Origin of the sequence: Roseovarius sp. (genome assembly GCF_040223625.1) — a bacterium.
GTDB lineage: Bacteria > Pseudomonadota > Alphaproteobacteria > Rhodobacterales > Rhodobacteraceae > Roseovarius.
On the sequence record NZ_JAVKFX010000075.1, the window covers coordinates 72,207 to 97,223 of the forward strand.

27 protein-coding genes are annotated in these 25,017 nt (G+C 62.0%); 13 read left to right on the forward strand and 14 right to left on the reverse strand.

Annotation, left to right across the window (positions count from 1 at the left end; all coding sequences use genetic code 11):
- Nucleotides 1-9 precede the first annotated feature (9 nt).
- The 6 genes from RLN94_RS22025 to hemJ all read right to left on the reverse strand — a co-directional run bounded on the left by RLN94_RS22025 (nt 10) and on the right by hemJ (nt 6,438).
- The gene (locus RLN94_RS22025; RefSeq protein WP_350130801.1) at nt 10-819 is read right to left on the reverse strand and encodes a ParA family protein; all 810 of its coding nucleotides are present in this window, start codon (nt 817-819) and stop codon (nt 10-12) included.
- Nucleotides 812-1,417 (reverse strand): 16S rRNA (guanine(527)-N(7))-methyltransferase RsmG, encoded by a 606-nt coding sequence (rsmG, locus tag RLN94_RS22030; RefSeq protein WP_350130800.1) that lies wholly within the window; start codon nt 1,415-1,417, stop codon nt 812-814. Before rsmG ends, RLN94_RS22025 begins: the two co-directional genes overlap by 8 nt.
- Nucleotides 1,414-3,276: a tRNA uridine-5-carboxymethylaminomethyl(34) synthesis enzyme MnmG gene (gene mnmG / locus RLN94_RS22035; protein ID WP_350130799.1), complete on the reverse strand. Its 1,863-nt coding sequence runs from the start codon at nt 3,274-3,276 to the stop codon at nt 1,414-1,416. Before mnmG ends, rsmG begins: the two co-directional genes overlap by 4 nt.
- A gap of 12 nt (nt 3,277-3,288) precedes the next feature.
- The gene (mnmE, locus tag RLN94_RS22040) at nt 3,289-4,575 is read right to left on the reverse strand and encodes a tRNA uridine-5-carboxymethylaminomethyl(34) synthesis GTPase MnmE (RefSeq protein WP_350130798.1); all 1,287 of its coding nucleotides are present in this window, start codon (nt 4,573-4,575) and stop codon (nt 3,289-3,291) included.
- 25 nt (nt 4,576-4,600) lie between these two features.
- Complete coding sequence (gene rho / locus RLN94_RS22045) at nt 4,601-5,872, reverse strand: transcription termination factor Rho (protein ID WP_350130797.1); 1,272 nt, start codon at nt 5,870-5,872, stop codon at nt 4,601-4,603.
- 125 nt (nt 5,873-5,997) lie between these two features.
- The gene (gene hemJ / locus RLN94_RS22050) at nt 5,998-6,438 is read right to left on the reverse strand and encodes a protoporphyrinogen oxidase HemJ (RefSeq protein WP_350130796.1); all 441 of its coding nucleotides are present in this window, start codon (nt 6,436-6,438) and stop codon (nt 5,998-6,000) included.
- A gap of 419 nt (nt 6,439-6,857) precedes the next feature.
- Here hemJ and RLN94_RS22055 point away from each other — a divergent pair, with 419 nt between their 5' ends.
- Genes RLN94_RS22055 through dnaQ form a run of 4 tightly spaced genes read left to right on the forward strand, consistent with a single transcriptional unit; the run spans nt 6,858 to nt 9,568 of the window.
- Entirely contained in the window at nt 6,858-7,457 is a 600-nt protein-coding gene (locus RLN94_RS22055; protein WP_350130795.1) for a Maf family protein, read from the forward strand.
- Nucleotides 7,454-8,287, forward strand: coding sequence for a shikimate dehydrogenase (locus RLN94_RS22060; RefSeq protein ID WP_350130794.1), 834 nt, complete (start codon nt 7,454-7,456; stop codon nt 8,285-8,287). Before RLN94_RS22055 ends, RLN94_RS22060 begins: the two co-directional genes overlap by 4 nt.
- Nucleotides 8,284-8,877 carry a dephospho-CoA kinase gene (gene coaE, locus RLN94_RS22065; RefSeq protein ID WP_350130793.1) on the forward strand — a complete coding sequence of 198 codons (594 nt, stop codon included), beginning with the start codon at nt 8,284-8,286 and terminating at the stop codon, nt 8,875-8,877. The genes RLN94_RS22060 and coaE overlap by 4 nt, the downstream gene beginning before the upstream one ends.
- On the forward strand, nt 8,870-9,568 hold the full coding sequence (gene dnaQ, locus RLN94_RS22070) for a DNA polymerase III subunit epsilon (RefSeq protein ID WP_350130792.1): 699 nt from the start codon (nt 8,870-8,872) through the stop codon (nt 9,566-9,568). Before coaE ends, dnaQ begins: the two co-directional genes overlap by 8 nt.
- Here the strand turns inward: dnaQ and secB are convergent.
- Entirely contained in the window at nt 9,565-10,077 is a 513-nt protein-coding gene (gene secB / locus RLN94_RS22075) for a protein-export chaperone SecB (RefSeq protein WP_350130791.1), read from the reverse strand. The genes dnaQ and secB overlap by 4 nt on opposite strands.
- Before the next feature lie 60 nt (nt 10,078-10,137).
- Nucleotides 10,138-10,638, reverse strand: a complete 501-nt coding sequence (locus RLN94_RS22080) for an FxsA family protein (RefSeq protein WP_350130790.1) — start codon at nt 10,636-10,638, stop codon at nt 10,138-10,140.
- A 114-nt stretch (nt 10,639-10,752) separates the two neighbouring features.
- Between RLN94_RS22080 and RLN94_RS22085 the strand changes: the two genes are divergently transcribed.
- Genes RLN94_RS22085 through RLN94_RS22095 form a run of 3 tightly spaced genes read left to right on the forward strand, consistent with a single transcriptional unit; the run spans nt 10,753 to nt 13,045 of the window.
- The gene (locus RLN94_RS22085; RefSeq protein WP_350130789.1) at nt 10,753-11,418 is read left to right on the forward strand and encodes a Tim44/TimA family putative adaptor protein; all 666 of its coding nucleotides are present in this window, start codon (nt 10,753-10,755) and stop codon (nt 11,416-11,418) included.
- Complete coding sequence (mltA, locus tag RLN94_RS22090; protein WP_350169620.1) at nt 11,415-12,452, forward strand: murein transglycosylase A; 1,038 nt, start codon at nt 11,415-11,417, stop codon at nt 12,450-12,452. The genes RLN94_RS22085 and mltA overlap by 4 nt, the downstream gene beginning before the upstream one ends.
- Nucleotides 12,449-13,045 (forward strand): Smr/MutS family protein, encoded by a 597-nt coding sequence (locus RLN94_RS22095; protein ID WP_350130787.1) that lies wholly within the window; start codon nt 12,449-12,451, stop codon nt 13,043-13,045. The genes mltA and RLN94_RS22095 overlap by 4 nt, the downstream gene beginning before the upstream one ends.
- Here RLN94_RS22095 and RLN94_RS22100 read toward each other — a convergent pair.
- From RLN94_RS22100 to RLN94_RS22120, 5 genes are all read right to left on the reverse strand, one after another.
- Nucleotides 13,028-14,251: an MFS transporter gene (locus RLN94_RS22100; RefSeq protein WP_350130786.1), complete on the reverse strand. Its 1,224-nt coding sequence runs from the start codon at nt 14,249-14,251 to the stop codon at nt 13,028-13,030. The two genes, RLN94_RS22095 and RLN94_RS22100, sit on opposite strands and share 18 nt — an antisense overlap.
- A 242-nt stretch (nt 14,252-14,493) precedes the next feature.
- Nucleotides 14,494-15,549 (reverse strand): dihydrodipicolinate synthase family protein, encoded by a 1,056-nt coding sequence (locus RLN94_RS22105; RefSeq protein ID WP_350130785.1) that lies wholly within the window; start codon nt 15,547-15,549, stop codon nt 14,494-14,496.
- Entirely contained in the window at nt 15,549-16,379 is an 831-nt protein-coding gene (locus RLN94_RS22110; protein ID WP_350130784.1) for a GNAT family N-acetyltransferase, read from the reverse strand. The genes RLN94_RS22105 and RLN94_RS22110 overlap by 1 nt, the downstream gene beginning before the upstream one ends.
- Nucleotides 16,366-17,427: an NAD-dependent epimerase/dehydratase family protein gene (locus RLN94_RS22115; RefSeq protein ID WP_350130783.1), complete on the reverse strand. Its 1,062-nt coding sequence runs from the start codon at nt 17,425-17,427 to the stop codon at nt 16,366-16,368. Before RLN94_RS22115 ends, RLN94_RS22110 begins: the two co-directional genes overlap by 14 nt.
- Nucleotides 17,428-17,573: 146 nt before the next feature.
- Complete coding sequence (locus RLN94_RS22120) at nt 17,574-18,209, reverse strand: TetR/AcrR family transcriptional regulator (protein WP_350169623.1); 636 nt, start codon at nt 18,207-18,209, stop codon at nt 17,574-17,576.
- Nucleotides 18,210-18,430: 221 nt separating this feature from the next.
- Here RLN94_RS22120 and RLN94_RS22125 point away from each other — a divergent pair, with 221 nt between their 5' ends.
- The 6 genes from RLN94_RS22125 to RLN94_RS22150 are packed head-to-tail and all read left to right on the forward strand — an operon-like array spanning nt 18,431 to nt 24,424.
- Nucleotides 18,431-19,084 carry a cysteine hydrolase family protein gene (locus tag RLN94_RS22125; protein WP_350169625.1) on the forward strand — a complete coding sequence of 218 codons (654 nt, stop codon included), beginning with the start codon at nt 18,431-18,433 and terminating at the stop codon, nt 19,082-19,084.
- Nucleotides 19,075-20,022, forward strand: a complete 948-nt coding sequence (locus RLN94_RS22130; RefSeq protein WP_350130780.1) for an ABC transporter permease — start codon at nt 19,075-19,077, stop codon at nt 20,020-20,022. The genes RLN94_RS22125 and RLN94_RS22130 overlap by 10 nt, the downstream gene beginning before the upstream one ends.
- Nucleotides 20,019-20,984 (forward strand): ABC transporter permease, encoded by a 966-nt coding sequence (locus RLN94_RS22135; protein WP_350130779.1) that lies wholly within the window; start codon nt 20,019-20,021, stop codon nt 20,982-20,984. The genes RLN94_RS22130 and RLN94_RS22135 overlap by 4 nt, the downstream gene beginning before the upstream one ends.
- Nucleotides 20,985-21,012: 28 nt before the next feature.
- On the forward strand, nt 21,013-22,074 hold the full coding sequence (locus RLN94_RS22140) for a substrate-binding domain-containing protein (RefSeq protein ID WP_350169628.1): 1,062 nt from the start codon (nt 21,013-21,015) through the stop codon (nt 22,072-22,074).
- The gene (locus tag RLN94_RS22145) at nt 22,071-23,591 is read left to right on the forward strand and encodes a sugar ABC transporter ATP-binding protein (protein WP_350130777.1); all 1,521 of its coding nucleotides are present in this window, start codon (nt 22,071-22,073) and stop codon (nt 23,589-23,591) included. Before RLN94_RS22140 ends, RLN94_RS22145 begins: the two co-directional genes overlap by 4 nt.
- Entirely contained in the window at nt 23,588-24,424 is an 837-nt protein-coding gene (locus RLN94_RS22150; RefSeq protein ID WP_350130776.1) for a carbon-nitrogen hydrolase family protein, read from the forward strand. Before RLN94_RS22145 ends, RLN94_RS22150 begins: the two co-directional genes overlap by 4 nt.
- A gap of 479 nt (nt 24,425-24,903) precedes the next feature.
- Here the strand turns inward: RLN94_RS22150 and RLN94_RS22155 are convergent.
- Nucleotides 24,904-25,017 (reverse strand): integrase core domain-containing protein (locus RLN94_RS22155; RefSeq protein ID WP_350126997.1); only part of this gene is annotated, 114 nt, incomplete at its 5' end.

A 25,017-nucleotide genomic window follows, 5' to 3' on the forward strand; every position in this document is an offset into this window, starting at 1 on the left:
TTCTCTTTTTTAGGCTGCGACCGGCGTGTGATTTCTCATCAGTTCGGCAGCCAACTCGCGGTAGGCCTGTGCACCTTTCGACGCACTGTCATAGCGAAGCACCGGAACCGAATAGGAGGGCGCTTCGCTGACCCGCACATTCCGTGGAATGAGGGTTTTGAACACCAAGTCGCCTAGGTTCTCCCGAGCGTCTTCCTCGACTTGGGCGGAAAGGTTGTTGCGCATGTCGTACATCGTCAGGACAACCCCCTCTATCCGAAGGTTCGGATTGGCCGACTGGCGAACCTCCCGAACTGTCAGCATCAATTGGGACAGGCCTTCCAACGCAAAAAACTCGGATTGCAACGGCACGAGTATCGAGTGCGCGGCGACCATCGCATTCACGGTCAGCAGGCTGAGCGAAGGCGGGCAATCGATCAGGATATACTCGAAGCCGAATGAGTCGATCGCAGGCTGGCGCAGCGCATCGTGAAGGAGGAAACTGCGCTTTTCGTTGGCTATGAGCTCGATATCCGCGGAACTGAGATCCACGGTTGCCGGGATAATTTGAAGATTCTGCTCGCCCGTTTCCAGAATGACGTCTTCCAGATCCACCTCGTCGAGAAGCAGGTCGTATGTCGTGTATGTGCGAGCGTCAGGTTCAATACCCAATCCGGTGGACGCATTCCCCTGCGGATCAAGGTCCACGATGAGCACGCGGCAACCCGACTCCGCGAGAGCGGCGCCGAGATTGATCGTCGTCGTCGTTTTGCCCACGCCACCTTTCTGGTTGGCAACAGCTATTATTCTCGGTGCTTTCGGCCGGGTCGGATCAGACACGGGACACTCCTGTAATGCTCAGAACAACGGGGCCATCCTCGGTCTTACTCTTAACGGTCCGAAGATCGAACTTCCACGTCTGTTGCGCGTCGCTGAGCTCTTTTTTCCATGTCACCCCTTTCAGGAAGAGCGCCCGACCGAACTCGTTGAGATTCCTCTCGGCGTATCCCAGCAGCGTAGTCAAATCCGCCAAGGCTCGAGCGGTGATCACATCGCATTCAAGTCTTGGGATGTCTTCGATCCGGTCATTGATAACCGAGACCCTCGCGCCGGTTTCTCGGGCCACCGTCCGAAGAAACGCACATTTGCGGGCATCACTTTCAACCAGCGTAACGCGGAACGGCGAACCATGCTCGATCGCCATGATCGCTATCACAAGGCCAGGAAAGCCTCCGCCGGAGCCAATGTCGGCCCAATGCTGAACCGGATGCGATACAAGCTTGTAGAGTTGAGCCGAGTCAACGAAATGACGGTTCCAGAGATCGTTCAAAGTGGACTTCGCCACCAGATTTATCCGCGGATTCCACTTCCTTAGAAGACTATCGTAAGTTTCAAGACGCTCGATTGTTTCACGTGAAACATCCAGATCCACGCTCACGCGCTTTTCTCGCGATTGAAATGGCGCAGCCGCGCCAAGATCAAGGTCAAAGCTGCCGGGGTCATTCCGTCGATCCGGCTAGCTTGCGCCAAATTGGCAGGCCGCGCGGCGGAGAGCTTGGATTTCAGTTCATTCGAAAGCCCGTCGATCTCCGCAAACACGAACCCAGATGGAATGATCCGCGCCTCATCCCGCTTCATCATTTCTACGTCGCGGTTCTGGCGCTCGATATAATTGGCATAAAGCGCATCCTTCTCCAGTTGCGCTCTGATCTCCGGGTCGATGGTCTCAAACGACGAATCCAAATTCACAATCGCTGTGAAATCAGTGTCCGGAAAAGCCAGCACCTGGAAGGCCGTTCTTCGGCTGCCGTCCTGGTTCACCTTCAAACCGGCGTCGGAAAGTTCCTTCGGCGTGTAGCTACTGTTCTCCAGTTGTAGCCTGCCACGGTCTAGCCGCTCCATCTTGTCGTCGAACACCTCCCTTCTGGGGGATCCCACACAACCAATCGAGATACCATTCGGAGTAAGCCGTTGATCCGCGTTATCTGCGCGAAGGGACAGCCGGAATTCGGCACGCGACGTGAACATACGATAGGGTTCCGTTACTCCCCGGGTGATCAGGTCATCTACCATCACGCCAATATAGCTTTCGGAACGGCTGAAGATGTGAGGCTCCTTACCCTGTACGGCCAGTGCCGCATTCAGACCGGCAACAAGGCCTTGCGCCGCGGCCTCCTCATAACCGGTTGTCCCGTTTATCTGCCCGGCAAGGTACAGCCCGGGCACGGACTTTACGCCTAGGGTGGCGTCCAAAGCGCGTGGATCGACGTAATCATACTCAATGGCGTAACCCGGTTGGAGAATCTTCGTATTCTCCAGGCCATGAATCGAGCGCACGTATTCTTCCTGCACATCCTCCGGCAAGGACGTCGAGATGCCATTTGGATAGATGACAGTATCCGACAGGCTTTCCGGCTCCAGGAAAATCTGATGGGACGACTTGTCGGCAAACCGGACCACTTTATCCTCGATTGACGGACAATATCTTGGTCCGATCCCATCAATATGTCCGCCATACATGGCCGACCGATCAAGGTTCCGGCGGATCACATCGTGGGTCAGTTCATTTGTGTGCGTAATGCCACACGACACCTGCTTCGCAGCAGCTGCCCTGGAAAGAAATGAAAAGAATACCGGCACATCGTCGCCCGGCTGCTCTTCCAACAAATCCCAGTTGATGGTCCTTCCATCGAGTCGCGGCGGCGTTCCCGTTTTAAGCCGCCCGAGTTTGACGTCGAACGAGTCGATCCTCTCGGCGAGTTTGACCGATGGCCTGTCACCAATCCTTCCGCCGGGTCTTGAGACGTCGCCGATATGAATGACGCCTCTGAGGAATGTTCCGGTCGTCAGAATGACAGCCGCCGCCCTAATCTCGCTTCCGTCCGCAAACACGACTCCCGAGACGGTATCTCCTTTCATGATGAAGTCAGCGGCTTCACCCTCGATGATCTCCAGATTTTCCTGGGCGATCATTTCGGCCAACATCTCCTCGCGATAAATCTTGCGATCCGCTTGCGCACGCGGTCCCTGCACTGCCGGGCCCTTGCGGCGATTGAGTAGGCGAAACTGTATACCCGCCTTATCTGCAACACGACCCATGACACCGTCGAGCGCATCGATCTCACGCACAAGATGCCCTTTGCCCAGACCTCCAATCGCCGGATTACAGGACATCACGCCGATGCCATCACGCGACAACGTCACCAGCGCAGTCCGCACACCCATCCGCGCGGCCGCATGGGCGGCATCGGCCCCGGCGTGTCCACCGCCGATCACAACGACATCAAAATGTTTCACGTGAAACACTCCTTACTTTCCGAGGCAAAAGCTGGCGAAAATCTCGTCCAACACGTTCTCGATATCGATGCGTCCTACCAGAGAATCAAGAGCGCGAATAGCGGTCCGGATTTCCTCCGCTGCCAGGTCGGCGCTCGTTTCACCCAATGGCAAGAGCTCACACGCGGCGTTGAGTGCCTCCAGACCGCGAACCATGGCCTCCCGGTGCCGGTCCCTGGTCGCGAGCCCGCTACCCGCGGCGCGACCTGACAGCACTGTTCCAATCCTGCTCACAAGTGCCTCGATGCCCTGGCCTGTCTTACCGGACACGGAATTACTGGAACCACCAGTGAGATCAGCCTTGGCCGTAAGAACGATGTCCTGATCCTTCGGTTCCATCTCGGGCCTCTGTCCAGGTTCGACGAGAAACACGCGAAGGTCGGCGAGCTCCGCCCGGTTCTTCGCCCGGTCGATACCAATTGACTCGACCTCATCCACGGTTTCTCGCAATCCTGCCGTATCGAGCAGGGTCACTGGCAACCCGGCAAGATCCATGCGCACTTCGATGACATCACGCGTGGTACCTGCATGTTCGGACGTGATCGCTGCATCGCGGCCCGCGATGGCGTTCAACAAAGTGGACTTGCCCACGTTCGGCGCCCCGACGATCGCAACTTCGAACCCAGTACGAATGCGCTCCGCAACACCGACGCCCTCGATCTCCTTCCGAATCTCAACAATGACCTTCGCTACAAGGTCATTCACTTCCGGACCAACATCGACCGGCACCTCTTCATCGGCGAAATCAATCGTCGCCTCAAGCAATGCGGCCGCCCGAATGAGATTGACGCGCCAACCCTCGGCCTTCTGCCCAAGGTCACCGGCTAGAACCCGCATCGCCTGGCGCCGCTGGGCTTCCGTTTCAGCATCGATCAGATCAGCGAGGCCCTCGACCTGAGCCAGGTCAAGCTTCCCATTCTCCAAAGCACGCCGGGTAAATTCACCTGCTTCGGCTGATCGAAGCCCCTGTATCCGCCCCAATGCTCCGAGAAGAGCTGAGGTCACTGCAGTACTGCCATGTACCTGGAACTCTGCACACGCCTCCCCTGTGAAGCTGTGATCCTCGGCGAATGTCAGAACCAGCGCTTCGTCCAGCCTGTGTCCCATCTCGTCGCGAAGGACGCGAAGCGACGCCTTGCGCTCCGGCGGCACGTCGCCACAAAGGCGCTTTACAGCGGCCGGGACACCCGGCCCCGACACGCGGATTATTGCGACGCCGGCTTTCCCCGGGGCCGTCGAAAGAGCGAATATGGTATCCATCGAAGCCCTCCGAGGAGGCTCTCGGTCAGGTGTTCATCGAATCGAAGAATTCCGAGTTCGTCTTCGTCTGCTTAAGCTTGCTCAACAGGAACTCGATTGCATCGGTTGTGCCCATCGGGTTGAGGATCCGGCGCAGCACGAAGGTCTTCTGAAGATCACCCTTGTCGATGAGCAGATCTTCCTTCCGCGTGCCAGACTTGAGGATGTCGATCGCGGGGAATACCCGTTTGTCTGCGATCTTCCGGTCGAGAACGAGCTCCGAGTTGCCAGTGCCCTTGAACTCTTCAAAGATCACCTCGTCCATCCGGCTGCCGGTTTCGATCAGCGCGGTCGACACGATGGTGAGAGAGCCGCCCTCCTCGATGTTCCGCGCCGCGCCGAAGAAACGCTTCGGTCTTTGCAGCGCGTTCGCATCGACGCCGCCGGTCAGAACCTTGCCCGAAGACGGAACGACAGTGTTATAGGCCCTACCAAGTCTTGTGATCGAGTCGAGAAGAATAACTACATCTCGTTTATGCTCGACCAAACGCTTGGCTTTCTCGATGACCATCTCGGCCACAGCCACGTGCCGCGCGGCCGGTTCATCGAAGGTCGACGAAATCACCTCGCCTTTGACCGAGCGTTGCATGTCGGTCACCTCTTCCGGGCGTTCATCGATCAGCAGGACGATCAAATAACATTCCGGATGGTTCCGCTCGATACTCGCGGCGATGTTCTGCAGGATCACCGTCTTACCCGTCCGTGGCGGCGCCACGATCAGCGACCGTTGCCCCTTGCCGATAGGCGCGACCAGATCAATCACCCGGGCAGACTTGTCCTTGATCGTCGGCTCTTCGATTTCCATCTTCAGCCGTTCGTCGGGATAAAGCGGCGTCAGGTTGTCGAACGCGATCTTGTGACGAGCGTGCTCGGGATCCTCAAAGTTGATCTGACTGACATTGGTCAGCGCAAAATACCGCTCGTTGTCGTCGGGTGCCCGAATTTCACCCTCGACCGTGTCACCGGTGCGCAGCGAAAACTGCCGGATCGTGTCTGGCGAAACATAGATGTCGTCCGGACCCGGCAGATAGTTGGCCTCAGGCGAGCGCAGGAAGCCGAAGCCGTCCTGCAGGACTTCGAGAACCCCATCACCGAAAACCGTCCAGCCTTCATCCGCCCGCTCGCGCAGGATCTGGAACATCATCTCGCCCTTGCGCATGGTCGAGGCGTTCTCGATCTCGAGCTCCTCCGCCATGGCGAGCAGGTCTGCCGCGCTCTGTGCTTTCAGATCGGACAGGTTCAAACGGTCTTGGGACATGGGAAGACACCTTTTGGTGCGGCGCTGAACACGCGCGGCAACCAATTACATTCATGGAAAACCAGCATCCCGGACGAGAGCCTGTCGGCGGATATAAGGAGACACGCCCCTCATGTCAATGAAAGTCAGAAACGCACGACGACGGCAATGACGATGACCACCATCAGGAACGTCGGAACCTCGTTCATCATCCGGTACTGCCGGCCGGTCAACGTGTTCCGACCGGTAACGAAATCCTTCCGCCTGCGACCCAGCCAGTGATGGAACCACGTCATCGCCAGCACGCCCGCCGCCTTGACCCACGGCCAGACGGAACCCCAGTCGACGATCCCAGGCGTAAAGACAAGGCACAGCCCGAACACCCAGGTCGCGATCATCGCCGGGTTCATGATCACGCGAAGGAGCTTCAGCTCCATCATTTCAAAGATCGGATCTTCACCGTTTCTCTGCTCGACGTGGTAGACGAACAACCTCGGCAGATAGAAGATCCCAGCCATCCAGGAGATCACCGCTATGATGTGAAACGCCTTGGTCCAAGGATAGGCAAGTGACAGAAGGTCGGTCATGAAACACTCCGGCGTTACCGATCCTCCTAATAATAATTATATAGAGAAGAAAGGATGATGTGTTTGTTGGTCCCGATGAAACTGTGGATTACGCACTGCTCAACAGGGATATGAACATCTTGGAGGAACTGTGGGAAAAGCTGTAGATGAGATGATAGAAGTTACGCCAGTACATTAAAAAACTAAATATTAACAGAAGCTTATAATTATCTAATCTATCTTCCGGCTTGTGGATAAAATCCTGATTAACCCTATCAAAAGGCAAATACTTCAGTTTCATTGGTTTTCCTTTCCCACAGACTGATAACCTTCGAAGATCAGTGGGTAGAACCGGGCAAATCTTGCATGTCGTTCCGGGCCGTGGAAATGTCCGGATTTACTCCGCAGCGCATCCAATAGAAATCCCTCGGTTTATCCACATGCCCCAGAAACTGGTGCTCGCATCAGCGTCAGAAATTCGCCAAAAGCTGCTGCGCAATGCCGGCGTTAGCTTCGAGGTACAGCCCGCCCGCGTCGACGAGGCCTCCCTGCGCGATTCCATGCAGCTCGAAGAAGCCCCGCCGCGTGACATCGCGGATGCACTGGCTGAAATGAAAGCGCGCAAGATCGCTATGCGGTCAGGCGACGCCCTGGTTCTGGGATGTGACCAGGTGCTGGCGTATCGCGGTGACATCCTCGGCAAGCCGGAAACCCCGGAGGACGCCAGAGCGCAGTTACTGCGTTTGCGCGGCGATACCCACCAACTCCTGTCTGCCGCGGTGATTTACGAAGACGGCGCGCCGGTCTGGCGCCACGTCGGGGTGGTCCGCCTGACCATGAAGGCCTTCTCCGACGAGTACCTGGATGCGTATCTGCAACGCAACTGGGAAAGCATCCGTTACTCGGTCGGTGGATATAAACTTGAAGAAGAAGGTGTCAGGTTGTTTTCTCAGGTGCAGGGCGATTATTTCTGCGTCCTGGGTTTGCCTTTGCTGGAACTTCTGTCCTTTCTGGGATTGCGTGGGGTAATAGATACATGAGTGAAACAGGGATTCCCCTTGCCGCGGTAATCGGCTCTCCGGTGGCACATTCCAAGTCGCCGCAGCTTCACAATCACTGGCTCAAGGTGAACGGGTTGCCCGGGTTCTATGTCCCGATGGACGTGAAGACGGATGACCTTGAAACCGTGTTGCGCTCTCTTCCAAAAATGGGCTTCGTGGGCGCCAACATCACTATTCCCCACAAGGAAAAAGTGCTCGAGATCGCAGACCAGATCACCGATCGGGCCACTCTGATCGGTGCGGCGAACACGCTGATTTTCCTTCAGGACGGCAAGATCCATGCCGACAATACCGACGGTTACGGCTTCATCAGCAACATCCGGCAGAATGCCCCGGACTGGGATCCTGCCGCGAGCCCCGCAGCCGTTCTCGGTGCCGGTGGTGCGGCGCGGGCGGTGGTCACGTCCCTGCTCGATGCCGGGGTGCCCGAGATCCTCATTTCCAACCGCACCAAGGTGCGCGCCGAAGCGCTGCGCGCCGATTTCGGGAAGCGCTTGCATGTGATCGACTGGGTCCAGGCCGGCAACATGCTCGAGGAGGCCGCCACGGTCGTCAACACCACGTCGCTCGGCATGATCGGCAAACCGCCTCTGCGTGTCCCGCTCGACGGTCTCCAGCGTGGAGCACTTGTCACCGACCTAGTCTATGCCCCGCTGAAGACAAAGTTCCTCGCCGAGGCGGAAGAACTCGGATGTCACATCGTCGACGGCCTCGGAATGCTCTTGCATCAGGCGGTGCCGGGTTTCGAACGCTGGTTCGGAGTGCGTCCCGAAGTCGACAGCGCAACGCGGGCCGCGGCGCTGAGATGATCTTTCAGCTCGGGCTGACAGGCTCCATCGGCATGGGAAAGTCGACCACGGCCCGACTGTTCGCCGAAGAAGGCTGTGCTGTCTGGGATGCGGATGCCGCTGTTCACCGTCTATATGCCAAGGGCGGCATCGCGGTCGAGCCCATGTCCAGGGCCTTCCCGGACGCGATCGAGGATGGCGCGGTCTCCCGCCCCCGACTCAAGGATATCCTGGCAAAGGATCCCGGCGCCCTCGCCCGGATCGAGGCCATCGTGCATCCGCTGGTCGGACAGGACCGCGAAACCTTCCTCCGGGCTGCCGAAGCGGATATTGCTGTACTCGATATTCCCCTGCTCTTCGAAACCGGCGGGGAAGGCGCGATGGATGCCGTCGTCTGTGTCACCGCCCCGCCCGATGTACAGCGCGCCCGGGTGCTGGAACGCGGCACCATGACCGAGGCGCAATTCGAAGCCATCCTCGCCAAGCAGTTGCCGGATGCGGAAAAAAGACGCAGGTCCGATTTCATCATCGTGACCGACTCTCTTGAGCATGCGCGCGAACAGGTTCAGGATGTGGTGAAGCAAATCAGGGACAGGCTGAAGCATGCGTGAGATCGTACTCGACACCGAGACCACGGGGTTCAATCCCCACGAGGGCGACCGGATCGTCGAAATCGGGGCGGTCGAGCTTTACAATCACATGCCCACCGGCCGCACCTATCACCAGTACATCAACCCCGAACGGTCCATGCCGCAAGAAGCGTTCGAGGTGCATGGTCTGGGCGATGACTTCCTGCGGGACAAGCCCGTCTTTGCGAAGATCGCGCAGGATTTCGTGACCTTCGTCGGCGACGCCAAGCTCGTCATTCACAATGCGGCGTTCGACATGAAGTTCATCAACGCCGAACTGGGCTGGGTCAAACTGCCGTCGATCCCCTGGGAACAGGCGATCGACACGCTCGACATTGCCCGGCGAAAGTTTCCGGGCTCCCCTGCCAGCCTCGACGCGCTGTGCCGCCGGTTCGGCATAGACAATTCGTCGCGCACTCTGCACGGCGCCCTTCTCGATTCCGAGATACTGGCGGAGGTTTACCTTGAACTCATCGGCGGTCGGCAGCCCGATTTCGGGCTCACCGCAGGGCAGGCAACCACGACCGAGGAGCTTTCGGACACCCTTGGCACCTGGCGCCCTCAACCACGCCCGGCCCCCCTGCCCCCGCGGCTGACCGAAGCCGAAGCCGCCGCCCACGCCGCCTTTGTCGAAGCCATGGGCGATGCGGCGATGTGGAAACGAACCGGTTAGGCGTCGGGCGTTTCGGGCTGGCCCGAGGCCGATTGCCGGCGGGCAATCTCGTTCCGGTAAAGTTGAACCCAGTCGATATTCTCGAGGTTCAGCGGCGGGAAGCCCCCGTCGCGCGTGACATCGCTGACGATCCGGCGCAGGAACGGGAAGGTCATGCGCGGGCATTCGATCAGCAGAAACGGGTGCAGCTGCTCGTCCGGCAAACCCTCGATGTGGAAGACGCCAACATATTCGAGCTCCAGAAGGAAAAGGTGCTGTTCCGTGCCCTTGTTCTTGGAGCTGACCCGCAGTTTGGTCACGACCTCGTAGGTATCGGGGTTCTGCCGTTTCTTCGCGTCGAGATTCACCGAAACCTCGATATCCGGCGTCACTTCGCCACCAGAGCCCTGCTGTGCAAGGATATTCTCGAATGACATGTCCCGCACGAACTGGGTCACGATGTTCATCTTGACCTGCGGCGTCTGCTGGGGCTGTTGCGGCTGCGCGCCGCCGTTTTCATGTTCGGCCATGAAGCTCTCCGATACGCGAACTTAAATCGAGAGTTGCCTTAGCAGGAAGGCAAACAGGCCTCAATGCCTAGTCCAGCCCGATGGTCCCTGCGTCGACCGGTCGCTGTCACTGCGGTCGAGGTCTTCGTACTCTCCCTCGATCACGTCGGGCCTGTGCGGATGCCTGTGCGGCGGCTGCCGGCGCGGCCCGTCGGGGCCCATGTCGAACCGCTGCACATGCACCCGCTTGCGCAGGTATTTGAACGCGGCATGCCGCACCGGCGGCATGAGCAACGCGAAACCGACCGCATCGGTAAAAAAGCCGGGCGTCAGCAACAACGCCCCGGCAAACAGGATCATCGCACCATGCGCCAAGGGTTCGGTCGGGTCGTTCAGCCGCGAAAAGGACGAGCGCAACTGCCCCATGGCCATCGCGCCCTGAGTCCGCACCAGCCACGTGCCGATAATCGCCGTCAGCACCACGATCCCCAGCGTCGGCCACAGGCCGATCGCACCACCGACCTGAATGAACAGGGCGATCTCGATCAGCGGAACCGCAAGGAACGCAAGGAACAACCACATTGCAAAAAAAACCTCGTGTCGGGGCCCACCCTGTAAGGTGGACTTGCCTGCATCAGTCACCTACATAGGTTTGCAAACCATGTGTTACCATGCCCCGCATGTGAAGAGGTACCTATGAATTCCCCGCTATTGCAGCTTTTGGTGCTGGCAGGCATCGCCATCTTCCTGATCCTGCGCCTGAAAAGCGTTCTCGGCACGCGGGACGGGTTCGAGGGTCCGCCGCGCCGCGGTGCGCCCGAGCCTGCAAAGAATGACCGACGTCAGGAATTCGAGGTGATCGAAGGCGGGCCGGATCACGACATCACCGACCATGTTCCGGAAGATTCCGAAGCCGCGGCCGCGCTCGCCGACATGAAACGCATCGAGCCTTCCTTTACGGTGACGGATTTCCTTCAGGGCGCCCGCGGGGCCTATGAGTGGATCCTCATGGCCTTCGAGAACGGCAACCTGGACCAGGTTGCGCCGTTCCTCGAGGAAGATGTCTACGAGGCCTTTGCCCAAGTGGTGGATTCCCGTCAGGAACAGGGCCTTACCGTAGAGGCGGAGTTCGTGGGCGTTCGGGGCACGACCCTGTCCGACGCCCGGTTCGACAACACCACCAACCGCGCCGAGGTGACGGTGAAATTCATTGGCGAACTGATCTCCGTCGTGAAGGACCAGAACGGCGAGATCATCGAAGGCAAGCCGGGCCAATCCAAACGTCAGAAAGACACCTGGACGTTCGAGCGGGTCATGGGGTCGGGTGATCCCAACTGGCGGCTTGTCGCGACGGGCGAATGATCCGGCGGTTCTGGACCGCGCTTTGTATATGGATGCTGGCGGCCGCAACCGCCGCGTCCGAGGACGTGACCCACAAGATCCTCGAATTCGACGAGCTTGAAGGCTGGAATTTCGACGCCCACGATCGGGCGCTCGAGGCTTTCCTTGTCACCTGCCCCGACCTGCGCGACCCGGACTGGCGATCGCTCTGCGCGCTGGCCCAGCAGGAGCCCGACGCCAAGACGTTCTTCGAGTTGTTCTTCCGCCCGATGCTGATCGAGAACGGCAGCAGGGCGCTGTTCACCGGGTATTTCGAACCGGAGCTGGACGGTGCCCTGTCCCCCAGCGCGCAGTATCGGTATCCGGTCTACCGGGAACCGGAGGCGGCCAAGGTCAACAATCCGTGGCTCACGCGACGCGAAATCGAAACCGGCGATTTCATGAAGGGCAAGGGCTACGAGATTGCCTGGGTCGACGATCCCGTCGAACTGTTCTTCCTGCAGATACAGGGCTCCGGCCGCATTCGCCTGCCGAGTGGCCGGCGGATCAGGGTGGGATATGGCGGGTCGAACGGTCATCCCTATCAATCCATCGGGGTGGAGCTGGTGCGCCGCGGTATCTTCAAACCGCATCAGGTTTCGGCCGAAGTGATCAAGAACTGGGTCAAGCGCAACCCGCAGGCCGGGCAGGAACTTCTGTTTCACAACGCGTCCTACGTTTTCTTCCGTCGTGTCGACCAAGTGCCGCCCGAGGACGGGCCGCTCGGGGCGATGAACCGATCGGTCACACCGAAGCGCACCATAGCTGTCGATCCGGCCTTTACACCCCTGGGCGCTCCGGTCTGGGTCGAGAAGAAGGGCGCCGATCCGTTCAACCGCCTGATGATCGCTCAGGATACCGGCTCGGCCATCAAGGGGCCGCAAAGGGCGGACGTGTTTTTCGGGACGGGCGATGCCGCCGGCAAGGCCGCCGGGATGCTGAAGGATCCCGGCCGCATGGTGGTTCTGCTGCCAATCCAGCGGGCCTTTGCAACGGCGACGGAGCCGTATCAGTGAGCCGCCGGAAACTTCGGCCGGACGAGCTTGAGCTCTGGAACAGGGTGGCAAAAACGACGGAGCGGATGCATCCGGCCAAGACTGCCAAATCCAAGCAGGGGCTGCCTTTTCGCGAAGAAAAGAAGAGCCCCGACAAGCCCAACAGGGAACCATTGGAGCAGTTCGAGATCGGGCAGAAATCCAAGGCCAGGGGTGCGCGCCACGATGTGTTGCCGGGCCTGCCGGAGCAGATCGCCGGGGCGCCGGTTCAGATGGACCGGAAAGCCTATGACCGGCTGAAACGTGGCAAGCTCAAGCCGGAAGGTCGGATCGACCTGCACGGGATGACGCTCGATCAGGCGAAGCCGGCGCTGCAGTCGTTCATCATGACATCCTTTGCCCGCGAGCGGCGGCTGGTGCTGGTCATCACCGGGAAGGGCCGGCAATCGGAGGATGACGGTCCCATCCCGCAGCGGCCCGGCGTCCTGCGCCACGCGGTGCCGCAGTGGCTGAAATCGCCGCCTTTGTCGCAGATGGTTTTGCAGATTGCCGAAGCCCATCTGCGCCATGGCGGGGGTGGCGCCTATTACGTGTATTTACGGCGAAAGCGCTAGCAGGGGCCGGGCGCGGGCGACGCCGATCATCATCATGATCGTCGTGAAAACAAAGTAGATTGCGACCAGCATGTACTGGGTTTCGAGCCCCAGGCCGAGGTCGATGCCGAGGCCGGTGATGCCGGGGCCGATGGCGGAGCCGAAGACCATGACGGCCGCCGCCATGGCCTTGATCGAGCCGAGGCGGCCGGTGCCGTAGAACTCGGCCCAGAAGGCGTTGGGCAGGGTCGTGTTGAAACCCGTGGTGAGGCCCATGAAGAGGAAGCCCATCAGGACGGCCAGCGGGGTTTCGGCCACGGCGAAGATCACGAAAGCGGCGATCATCGGTATCTGCATGAAGGGGATCAGGCGGGGTGTGCCGAACCGGTCGAGCGCCCATCCGGAGGCCATCATGGCAAGGATGCTGACCACCGTGTAGATCGGAAACATCGCAACCAATTCAACATGTTCGACCGCCTTGATCTCGGCGAAGTGGACCTGGTGGAAGAAGAAGGCGGTGACGAAGGCGGAGGGGCCGAGAAGCGCCGGGATCATGAACCAGAACAGGAAATGGGTGATGGTCTGGTGGCGGGTCCAGTGGCGGCCTTCCATGCCGAGGGACTGGTCGGCCTGGGCCCAGGATTGCGGGGTGCGTTCCTGCCGGAGAAGCAGTAAAACAAGGGGAATGCCGAGGATCGCGATGAGCGCCGCGGCCCCCCAGAGCAGCCGCCAGTCATAGATCGCCATCAGCGACACGAAGCCCAGCGGCAGCAGCGCCTCGCCCACGGCGAAGCCGAGCGTGGCGACCGACAGGGCCTTGCCGCGGCTGGCGATGAACCAGCGGGACATGGCCACCACGGCGATATGGCTGGTCATCCCCTGTCCTGTGAAGCGCAGCGCGAAGATCACCAGGATCAGCCCCCACCACACCGGGTTCAGCGCCATGGAAAAGCAGGCAAACCCCAGCAAAACAAGGATGATCGGCGCGAGGACCCGCACCCGGAAATGATCGGTCAGCCCGCCGGCCCAGACCATGACGAGGGCCGAGGCGGTGGTGCCGAGAGTATAGATGCCGCCCCATTGGCCGTGGGAGAGATCGAAGACTTCGCGGATGTGGCCGGCGAAGATCGAGATGAAGAAGGTCTGGCCGAAACTGCTGAGGAAGGTCAGCAGCACGCCGGCGGTGAGCCACGGGGCGTTGTCGCGGAGGAAGGCGAGAATTGGCATGCCCTTTGGTCGCCCGAAAACGGGGGGAAGTGAAGCGAAATCGGCAAGTGGGGCGAATCAGGGGTTAAGACACGGATTAACAAGGAAAATCGCGTGTCGGTATCGCGTCGGTATAACGTCGGTATTTTGTCGGTGTTTCTTGCGGTGTTCGGCCGGGTTGATGTGGCGTTCGATGGGGGGTGGCACGAGATATTGCGTAGCGCGCAACACTGTCTTCGCCGGTCGCCCGCCGATGGCAGGCCTCAGGCGTCCAGCCACCTCTCGAGGTTGGCCGCCACGAAGGCGTCGTCGGCAAGGTCGGGGTGATCCCGCAGAACCCGGTCGATCCGCTGTCGCTGGCCCGGCCCGAGCCCTTCTTCGGGGTCGAGGCACCACACCCCTTCCAGCAGCCCCTGCCGCCGCAGCACCTCGTGACAGCCGGCAATGCATCCGGCGAAATCATTCTCCACGTCGAAGAAGGCCGCGTTGCATTCGGTCACCCGGCTGTCGAGCGCCAGCAGGTCTTGCGGGATATCCCCCGCCTCGGCCGCCGCCCGGCAGTGCCGGTAGAGCTGCATCGCCGTCTGCGTCCAGACCGACCAGTGCCCGAGCAGCCCACCCCGGAACCGAACTGTCACCGGCGCGCCTTCGCGCATCATGTGGAACGGCAGCAACAGGTCGAGCACGATGTGGTCGTCATTGCCGGTATAGAGGGTGATCCGGTCTTCCGCGCCCGCTTCGACAAGGCCACGCATGACGTCGAGCGTCCTGTACCGGTTGAACGGCGCGACCTTGATCGCGATGACGTTCGGCAAGGCACAGAACCGGGTCCAGAAATCGGCATCCAGATGCGCGCCCCCCACGGCGGGCTGAAGATAGAAGCCGATCAGCGGTATCTGCGCCGCGACCGCGGCACAGTGCTCGATGATGTCGTCGGCGCTGCGCGACGAGACCGCGGCGAGGCTGAGCAGCCCGGCATCGTAGCCAAGCGACACCGCTGTCTTAGCCTCGGACACGGCCTGTTCGGTGTCGCCGGCCAGCCCGGCGACCATGGCGAGCGGGCGGTCGGACCATTGCCGCGCGGTTTCGGCCGCGATTTCCAGGACCCGGTCGTAAAGCCCGGCCTGCCGTATCTCGAATTGCGTGGTGTGAACCCCGACCGCAAGCCCGCCGGCGCCCGCATCGACGTAATAGCGCGACAGCGCGCGTTGCCGACGCTCGTCGAGGGTGCGTCGCGCATCCAGCGCGAGGGGATGGGCCGGAATGGCTGTGCCGGCGCGGAGCAGTTTCAGCCCGGGCGTGTCATCGTCTCTTGTCATCATCCGAACTCCGGTCCTGCTGTCGCGAAAAGCCTGTCCGGTGTGCCGAACGGCTCTTGCCGATGGTAGCCCATGCGCGCGAAGCTGCGTTGCACGGCGAACCCCCGTGCCTTCAGCCATGCGCCGATCTTCCGCCAGGTTTGCGGAACGTCGATGAAGAGCGGCACGGCGCCGATCGGCAGACGCTCCAGCAGGCGCAGTGCGGCATCTTCCGAGTCGGAGACGACAGGGCCGGCCTGCCACGCGCGGCTTCCGCGGCGCAGGAGGGCGAAGCCGCTTGTCCCTTCGGTGATCACCACGGTGTCCGGCCTCGACAGGAATGCCTTTAGCAGTGCGGGCCGTTGGGCGCCGAACGCAGCGGCATCGAGGCGGGCGATATCCCTTGGTCCGGCCGAGGAGACGGCCGCGTCGGCGGGGGCCGGCCCGTGCCCGGCAATCTGCCATCGGTCATACCGGAACTGCGGAAGAAACCCCTGTTTTTCATAGACGGGCTGCCCCTGTTCCGTGGCGTCGAGAACCGGGACAAGGCCAAGCTGGCGCAGATACCCGGTACACTTGCCCACGAGTGCCGTCGCCAGCCCGCGCCGCCGCATGGTGTCCGAGACGATCACCATGCTGATGAACCCGAACGGGCCGTCATAGGGCAGGGCGGCGCTTGTCGCGACAAGGCGGCCGGACCGGTCCCGCAGGCCGAGTGTCTGGCCCTTTTCGATGAAGTGGCGCCAGTCGCCCGGCACCTGGTTCCAGCCCACCTCGCGCGAGAGCTCCATCGCCTCGTCCTCGTCGCCGGGGGCCAGCGTGACCTGCTGCAGCCCGTCAAAATCCGCCATCGCGTACCTCGTACTTGGTGGGCTTGTTGAGGCTCGGCATGTCGCGCACCACCCATTCCGCCACCCAGTCCAGCATCACGCTGACCGGGACGGCGGGATAGCCGAAGAGCTTTGCCGCCTGGGCGCTGTTGGACAGCCAGGCGCTGGGGGGCTCTTCGCCGGTGAGCCGCGGGGCGATGCCCATGCGCGCGCACAGCTCTTCGACCAGCCAGCGCACCGACAGGGTTTCCGGCCCGCTGACATTGATCGGGCTAGTGGGCGCGGTGCAATGCTTGAGCAGGCGCAGCGCCTGGGCGTTGGCATCGCCCTGCCAGATGACGTTGACATGGGCCATCGGCGCAAGGTCGATCGTCTGCCCGTCCTTGAGCCGCGTCGCGAGGTCATGCAGGACGCCGTAGCGCAGGTCGATCGCGTAGTTCAGCCGGTAGAGCCGGCCGGGCGTGCCGTGGCGGCGGGAGAAATGCTCGAAGATCCGTTCCCGCCCGAGGCAGGATTGGGCGTATTCGCCGCGCGGGCCCGGCGGTGTGTCCTCGGTCGCGCCCTGGCGGGCCACGTCGATCAGGGGATAGACGTTCCCGGTGGAGAAGGCGACGATCCGCGAGTCGCGGAAGGCGTTCGCCACGAGGGCCGGGCAGTACGTGTTCATGGCCCATGTCAAAGGCTGGTTGCCGCTTGCCCCGAATTTCATCCCGGCCATGAAGAGGACGTTTTCGAGTTTCGGAAGATCGTTGACCTGGCGTTCGTCGAGGAGATCGGCCTGGATGGTCTCGATGCCCCAGTCTTCCATCCGCTGGCGGCTTTCGGGTTCCGAGAACCGTGCCACCGCCACCACGCGCTTGCCCGGGGCCGCGTTGCGGGCGAGGCGGGCCAGCGTGGGGCCCATCTTGCCGGAGGCGCCGAGGATGATGATGTCGCCCTCCACGTCTTCCATGTCCCGGACGAGATCCTCGCCGGGCAGGGAGAGGAATTCGTCCAGCGCGTCGGGGGTTTCGAACCGGTCGGGCAGCGATGGCCGGCCATGTGCGGTCTGCATGTCTGATCTCGGCATTTACCACTCCCGTCGGTGGCGTCGAGGGGTCGACGCGTGTGTTGTATGTAACCAGTTGGTTGAAACTGTAGTAAAGCCGCCGAGCCATGGCAAGACAAAACGTCCGGTGAGCGGGAGAGGCGGGCCAGTCGGGCGTGTTTGGCGCGTCAGACCCTGAGGCCGTTGATCGTCATCGAGACGATGTGATCGCGATAGGCGACGATGGAATCCGTGCGGTCGAGATCCCTGCCGAATATGGCGGAGAGCGTGGCGCCGTTGGCAAAGTAGAAATAGGTCATGCCCGCGATGGAGATGTAGAGGTTGAGCGGGTCGATGCCCTTGCGGAACACGCCGTCCTCGACGCCGCGTTCGAGGGTTTCGGAGACGAGGCGCAGGAGCGGTGAGTTGGTGCGCTGGGCCAGTTCCGAATCATGCAGGTGCCGGGCGCCCTGCGCGTTCTCGTCCGCGAGGAGGCGGATGAATTCGCGATGGGAATTGAGGTAGTCGAGCGAGAATTCGATGAGGCGCTTCATCGCATCCACAGGGGACAGGGCACTGAGGTCGAGCTCGGTCTCGCGCGCGCGGATCTCGGCATAGGTCGCCTCGAGCGCGGCGCGGTAGAGGTCTTCCTTGCCGCCGAAATAATAATAGACGAGCTGCTTGTTGGCCTTGGCCCGGTCGGCGATCCGGTCGATCCGCCCGCCCTTAAGGCCATGTTCGGCGAACTCGATCTGTGCCGAGGCGAGGATCGAGGCGCGGGTGGCTTCCGGGTCGCGGCGATGCCGGCCCTGGGCCTTGGGCAATATGTTGTCCGACAGTGACATGGTCTACCTATAGCTGCTCGACCGGCATTCACAAACCCGCAGGCGCCGCTTTGTGCCTCCGCGCCGGAAACGGCTGACCGAATTTTCTGCGGCGGGGGCCGGTTCTATCAATCTTGTAACTAAATAGTTGGTTGCAATTGACAAGGCAATACATCTCACTCATGCTCGCGGTCGAAACTTCAGCAGGGCGGGAACAGCCAGTGCTTCATTCCGGTGAACTTGCAGCACGCGCAGACGAGGTGCCGACGGCCGAGCGCGTTCGGGATGCCGCCCTTGTCGTCGTCGACATGCAGAATGATTTCGTGCGGAAGGGCGCGCCGCTGGAGGTGCCCGACGCGCGCGCGACGGTCCCGGTCATCGCCGGGCTGATCGGGCGGTTCCGCGACAAGGGGCGGCCGGTTATCTTCACGCGCTTCGTCTCGGGCGCGGAGCCCGGGCTCATGTGGCTCTGGTCGCCGGAATGCCGGCCGGACACGAAATGCTGCTGGCCCGGACACATGCGACGCTATCCGGACGCCGAGGGCGCGTTCGACTGTGCCGACGTGATCGAGGAGCTGCGACCGCAGGACGAGGACATCGTCATCGACAAGCGCGGCTATGGCGCGTTCCACGGTACCGACCTTTCGGCGAGGCTGCGCTATATGTCGGTCACGTCATTGGTGATCACCGGCACCGTGACGCAGATCTGCGTCGAGGAAACCGCCCGCGAGGCCTTTCATCATGGGTTCAGGACAACCATCGTGTCCGATGCCGTCTCGTCCTTCGCGCCCGGCCTTCATGCCGCGACGCTGGAGAATTTCGCGATGAAGTTCGGCTGGGTGGCCGGGGCGGAGGACGTGTCGTCATGGCTGTAGGGTCAGCTCGCCCCCGGTTCGATGCCGGGCAATCCGGCATCTGGCTGATCCTTGCGGCGGGGTTCGGCTTTGCGCTGCTGTTCCTGCCCGATTTCCGCACGTTCGAGAACCTTGCCAACATCCTGCGCCAATCCGCGGTGCTGGGCCTGATCGCCATCGGGCAGACCTTCGTGATCCTTCTGGGCATGATCGATCTCAGCGTCGGCATGATCGCGGGGCTGGTCGTGGTCCTGTCCTGCTGGATGCTGGAGATCTATCCCGCCCTGACGCTTCCTGTCGCCCTGGCGATGGTCATGCTCGGGATGGCGATCGGGGTGGTGAACGGCTCTCTCGTGCGGTGGCTGAAGCTGCATCCGCTGATCCTGACCTTCGGTATGCTGTCGGTTTTGCAGGGGCTGATCTTTACCTTCACCGACCGCAGCGTCGGGCGCGCGTCGGACACGCTGAAGGCGCTTGCCAACGGAGAGGTGTTCGGCCTGCCGCTTTCCGCGATCCTTCTTGTCGTGCTGGTGCTGGTGACGCAGGCGATCCTGTCGCGGACGCGCTTCGGGTTCCACCTGCTGGCGGCGGGCGGCAACCCCGACAGCGCCCGCAAGGCCGGGATCAATGCCGGCCGCATCCAGGTGGCCGCCTTTGCCATCGCGGGAGGCTTCGCGGCGGCCGGGGGGCTGGTGCTGGCCGGTCGGCTGGGCACGGGCTATCCGCTGGCCGGGACCGGGCTGGAGCTTGATTCCATCGTCGCCGTGGTGCTGGGCGGTGCCGCGCTGGGCGGGGGCCGGGGCAGCATCGTGAACACGCTGGCCGGTGTTCTGGCTCTTACGCTGGTGTCCAACCTGCTCAACCTCTTCGGCATCTCGGCCTTCGTCCAGATGTTCGCCAAGGGCGCCATCGTCGTGGTCGCGATCCTTGTCAACCAACCGCGGAAGGCGATGCGATGACTGCCCTAATGCCCACCCGCGACGGCGTGCTGCGCTTCCTTTCGGCCCATGCGATCGTCGTGGTTCTTGCCGCGGTCTTCCTGCTGGCGGTGCTGATCTCGGACGCGTTCCTGCAGCCCAAGTACCTGTTCAACGTGATCCGCCAGATCGCGCCGGTGGGTATTGCCGCGGTCGGCGTGACATTCGTGATGATCCTTGGCGGCGTCGACCTGTCGATCGGCGCGATCATTTCGCTTTGCGCGGTGGTGAGCGCCGTGCTGATGAATGGCGAGGCGGCCAACATGCCGATGGCGATTGCCGTCACCTGCCTTGTCGGCGCGGCGGCCGGGGCCTTCAACGGCATCGTCCTTGCGTTTTCGCGGGTCTCGCCCTTCATCCTGACGCTGGCCACCGGTATCGCGATCCTGGGGATCACGCAGATATTCTCGGGCGGCACGGCGCGGGGCATCGTTTCGCCGGGCTTTCGCGAGTTCTTCAACTATCGCATCGACGGCATCGTGCCGGTCCTGTCGTTGGCCTTTCTTGCCGCGGTGCTTGTGGGGGTGCTGATCCAGAAGCGGACGCTTTTTGGCCAGTATGTCTTTCTCACCGGCTCGAACAGGCGCGCGGCGATCCTTGGCGGCCTGCCGGTGCGGGGCGTCATCATCATGGCCTATGCGTTGTCCGGATTGTTCGGGGCGCTGGGCGGGCTTGCGCTGCTGGCCCGGTCGGGCGTTTCCAGCACGATGTCGGGCCAGGGGCTGGAGTTCCAGATCCTCGCCGCGATCGTGCTGGGCGGGACCACGTTCGAAGGCGGGCGCGGCGGGGTGGTGGGAACGCTTGCCGGGGTGCTCGTTCTGGTCATCGCCTTCAACATCGTGAACATCAGCGGCCTGGCCTACCATCTTCAGATGGTGGTCATGGGCCTGATCATCATCGCGGCATCGGCCATGTACGGGCAGATCAATGCCCGGTCACAATGAAGACCCAACAAGGAGAGGTGGACTGAAAATGAAACTGACAAAAAGACTGCTCATGACGACGGCGGCGGCCTTTGCCGCGATTGGCCTTGCGGGGCCAGCCCTTGCGGACAAGGAGACCGAGGAACGGCAGACCGCCGCGGCGAAGGAGGCGGTGGATACGTCGAAATTCGCCAAGGAGGGGCCCTACACGATCGGCGTATCGGCCGGGTACCTGTCGAACTCGTGGGTCGTGTTCGCGCTTCAGCACATCCATTGGGAGGCCTCGAAGCATGAGGAGATCGAGGAGGTCATCGTCACCGACGCGGCCTTCAATCCGACCAAGCAGATCTCGGATATCGAGGATCTGCTGCGCCAGGATATCGACCTTCTGATCTATTGGCCCGTGGATGACGCCGCGATTGCGAGCGTCCTGGAGCGCACGGTGGAAGACGGCATTCCGACGGTGCAGGCGGGGGGCGGTTTTACCGACAATGCTGGCACCGTCTCCAACGCCTATATCAGCCAGTGGCGCCTTGGCGAGATGGTTGCCCGCAACCTGGTGGAAGACCTGGGCGGCGAGGGCAAGATCATCGCCATGCTGCCGATCGCGGGCACGACGGCGGCGGTCGATCAGCTCGACGCGCTTGAAACCGTGCTCGAGGAGTATCCGGACGTGGAACTGCTCAGCGCCGAGTATGGCGACTGGAACCGGGCGAAGGCCAAGCAGATCACCGAGAACCTGCTCCAGCGCTTCCCGCAGATCGACGGGGTGTTTTCCCCGGCCGGCCAGATGTCGATCGGCGTGGCCGAGGCGTTCGAGGAGGCCGGGCGGCTGGAAGAGGTCACCATGTCGCCGGGGGACGAGTACAATGGCTGGCTGAAATGGGTGGCCGAACATGGGCAGGGCGGGGCCGTGACCTTTCCCACCCGCGCCGGGCAGGAAGCCGTGCAGATCGGCCTCTCGATCCTGAAGGGCGAGGAGGTGACGCGCGGCACGGCGGTCGAATCCGAGTATATCGCGCCGGAAGATATCGGCGCGCATGTCGACGAGGATGCGCCGGATGACTGGTGGTCCAGCGATCTTCCCGAGGACTTCCTGCCGAAGCAATGACGGTGACCGACGCGCTGCCCCTTCTCGAAACCCGCGAGCTGTGCAAGCAGTATCTGGGCAACACGGCGCTTGACGGCGTGTGCATTTCGGCGAGGGGCGGCGAAGTTCATGCGATTGTCGGCGCCAACGGCGCCGGCAAGTCGACGCTGATGAACATCCTGTCCGGTGCCATCCGGCCGAGCGGCGGGTCGGTCATGCTGGAGGGGCAGGAAAGGGCGTTCGACAGCCCCGCCGAGGCGCTTTCGGCCGGCATTGCCTGTGTCTACCAGGAGCTGAGCCTGGTTCCGCAGCTGGACGTGGCGCGCAACATCTTCCTTGGCCGCGAACCGCGCAGCGGGCGGGGCACCGTCGATATTCGCCGGCTCTACGAGCAGACCTCCGCGCTTCTGGACCGGTTCGGGCTGAACGTGGACCCGCACGCCATGACCGAGGCGCTGAGCGTGGCGGATCAACAGCTGATTGAACTGGCGCGGGCGCTGTCGATGGAGCCGCGGGTTCTGATCCTCGACGAGCCGACCGCCGTGCTTTCGATGGCGGAGAAGCAGAACCTGTTCCGTATCATCCGGCGCCTGCGCGACGACGGGATCCTGGTGATCTACGTCTCCCACTTCCTTGGCGAGGTGATCGAGATCGCCGACCGGGTGACGGTCGTGCGGGACGGGCGGCTGGTTGGGACACATGATGCGCGGGGGATGAGTGTCGAGACGCTGGCGGAGGAGATCACCGGCGATACCGGGCCGCAGGGTGCCGGGGCGGAGCCGATCGCCGTATCGCCGGATGCCCGGGCGCTGGATATCGTTCTCGAAGAGGGCGGGGGGCGCACCGAGCTGAGCATCAACGCGGGGGAGATCCTGGGGATCGCGGGGCTTGGCGGGTCGGGCCGCACGGCCTTTGCCAGAACCCTCGCCGGGGCCGGGCGACGCCGCGCGCGTGTGCATCTTTCGGATGGGGAAACCTCGGTCAGCTATACCAGCGTGGCGAAGGCCATCGCGAACGGTGTTGTCTACCTGACGGAAGACCGCAAGAGCTCGGGGCTCTTTTCCAGCCTGAGCGTGACCGACAATGCCACGGCCTCGGCGCTGAAGGGCTTTGCCGCGCTGGGCCTGCGCCGGCCGCGGCGGGAACGGGCCGCCGCGTCGGAGCTTCTCGACCGGCTCAAGGTGGTGGCCGCCAGCCCGCAGATGCCGATCACGGCGCTGAGCGGGGGCAACCAGCAGAAGGTGATGCTGGCCCGCGCGCTTCTGACGCGTCCGCGCCTGTTGATCTGCGACGAACCCACCCGGGGCGTGGATATTGCCGCCAAGCTTCAGATACACCGGATCCTGCGTGATCTTGCCCACCAGGGTGTCGCGATCATCCTGATCTCTTCGGAGAACGAGGAGTTGCTGAGCCTGACCGACAGGCTTCTGATCATGCAGGATGGCAGGCTTGCCGGAGAGATACGCACCGCGGAGACGGATGAATCACGACTGCTCGTGGCGATATCGGGCAGTCCGAAGAACGGAGTACCGGAATGAACCAGAGAACGGCCTCGGGCCCCGACCCCCTGCAGGTTTCCGTGGCGCAGATGCACTGCGTGCCCGGAGACGTGGCGGCGAACCTCGAGATCATCGAGAAGCTCGTGGCGCTGGCCGTGCAGGAGGGTGCCAAGCTGGTCATCCTGCCGGAGATGGCGACTACGGGCTATTTCATCAGCGACCGTCTGGACGAGCTGGCCGAGGCGGAGGATGGCCCGACATCCCGCCGGCTGGGCGAGATCGCGAAGCGCAACGGCGCCTATCTCGTCGTCGGGGCACCGATCCGGGCGGAGGGGAAATTCTTCGACGCTCAGCTCATGTTCTCGTCGGAAGGCGACCGCATCGCGACCTATCGCAAGGCGCACCTGTTTTCCGCCGAGCGCGAGTGGTTCTCGGCCGGGGATGCGCCCCTGGTCGTGGAAACGCCCCTCGGCCGCATCGGCATGACGGTCTGCTATGACCTGATCTTTCCGGAATACGTGCGCAAGCTTGCCGATATGGGGGCCGACCTGGTGATCAACAGCACCAATTGGATCACCGACGATTTCCAGCGTCAGCGTTGGGGCTGGGACGCGCCGACCGTCACCGCGCTGGCCAAGACGCGGGCGCTCGAGAACGGGGTATGGCTGGCGATGTCCTGCTGTGTCGGGCCGGAGGCGCAGTTCGACTCGATCGGCCATTCCTGCATCGTTGCGCCTTCGGGGATGGTCGTGGCGTCGCTCGGGCGCTCCGTGGGGATTGCCAGCCATGAAGCCGTCTTCCAGGACGCGGACCTCGACAGGTGGCGGGCCATTGCCACGTACCGCTCCGACAGGCGGCCGGAGCTTTACTAGCCCTGCCGCGTTGTGCGGGGGGATTGAAGCGAAATCGGCGAGGGGGCGAATCAGGGGTTAAGACGCGGATTAAAAAGGAAAATCCAGTGTCGGTATCGCGTCGGTATAACGTCGGTATTTTGTCGGTGTTTTTGGCGGTGGCTGGCCGGGTTGATGCGGCGTTCGGTGGGGGGTGGCACGAGATGTTGTGCGGGGCGCAACGGGGTTGGTGCGGTATGCAATGCATGGTCACAGGACTAAGTTCGATGATTCAGATGTTTGATTGCAAACTTTCCTCCGATAAGAATGGTAACCACAATGCTGGAAGGAGTAAGAATGAAGGCTTTCGATGTACGCGCATACGCGATATCGGACTTTGTCGAGTGGCAGGATTCTGGGAAACTTGACCTTTCGCCCGACTTCCAAAGACGCGCTGTGTGGTCTAATTCGGCGAAATCTTTCTTTGCGGACATTGATCTTGCCCCCATTTCACCGGACACTCAGGCAGTTGCGTTTTGAGCTGCAATGAACTCGCGGGGCGAGCGCCATTTCAACCCTGAGTGCGGATGGTTCTCGTTGTAATCCTCGAACCAGCCATCGATCAATCCGAGCGC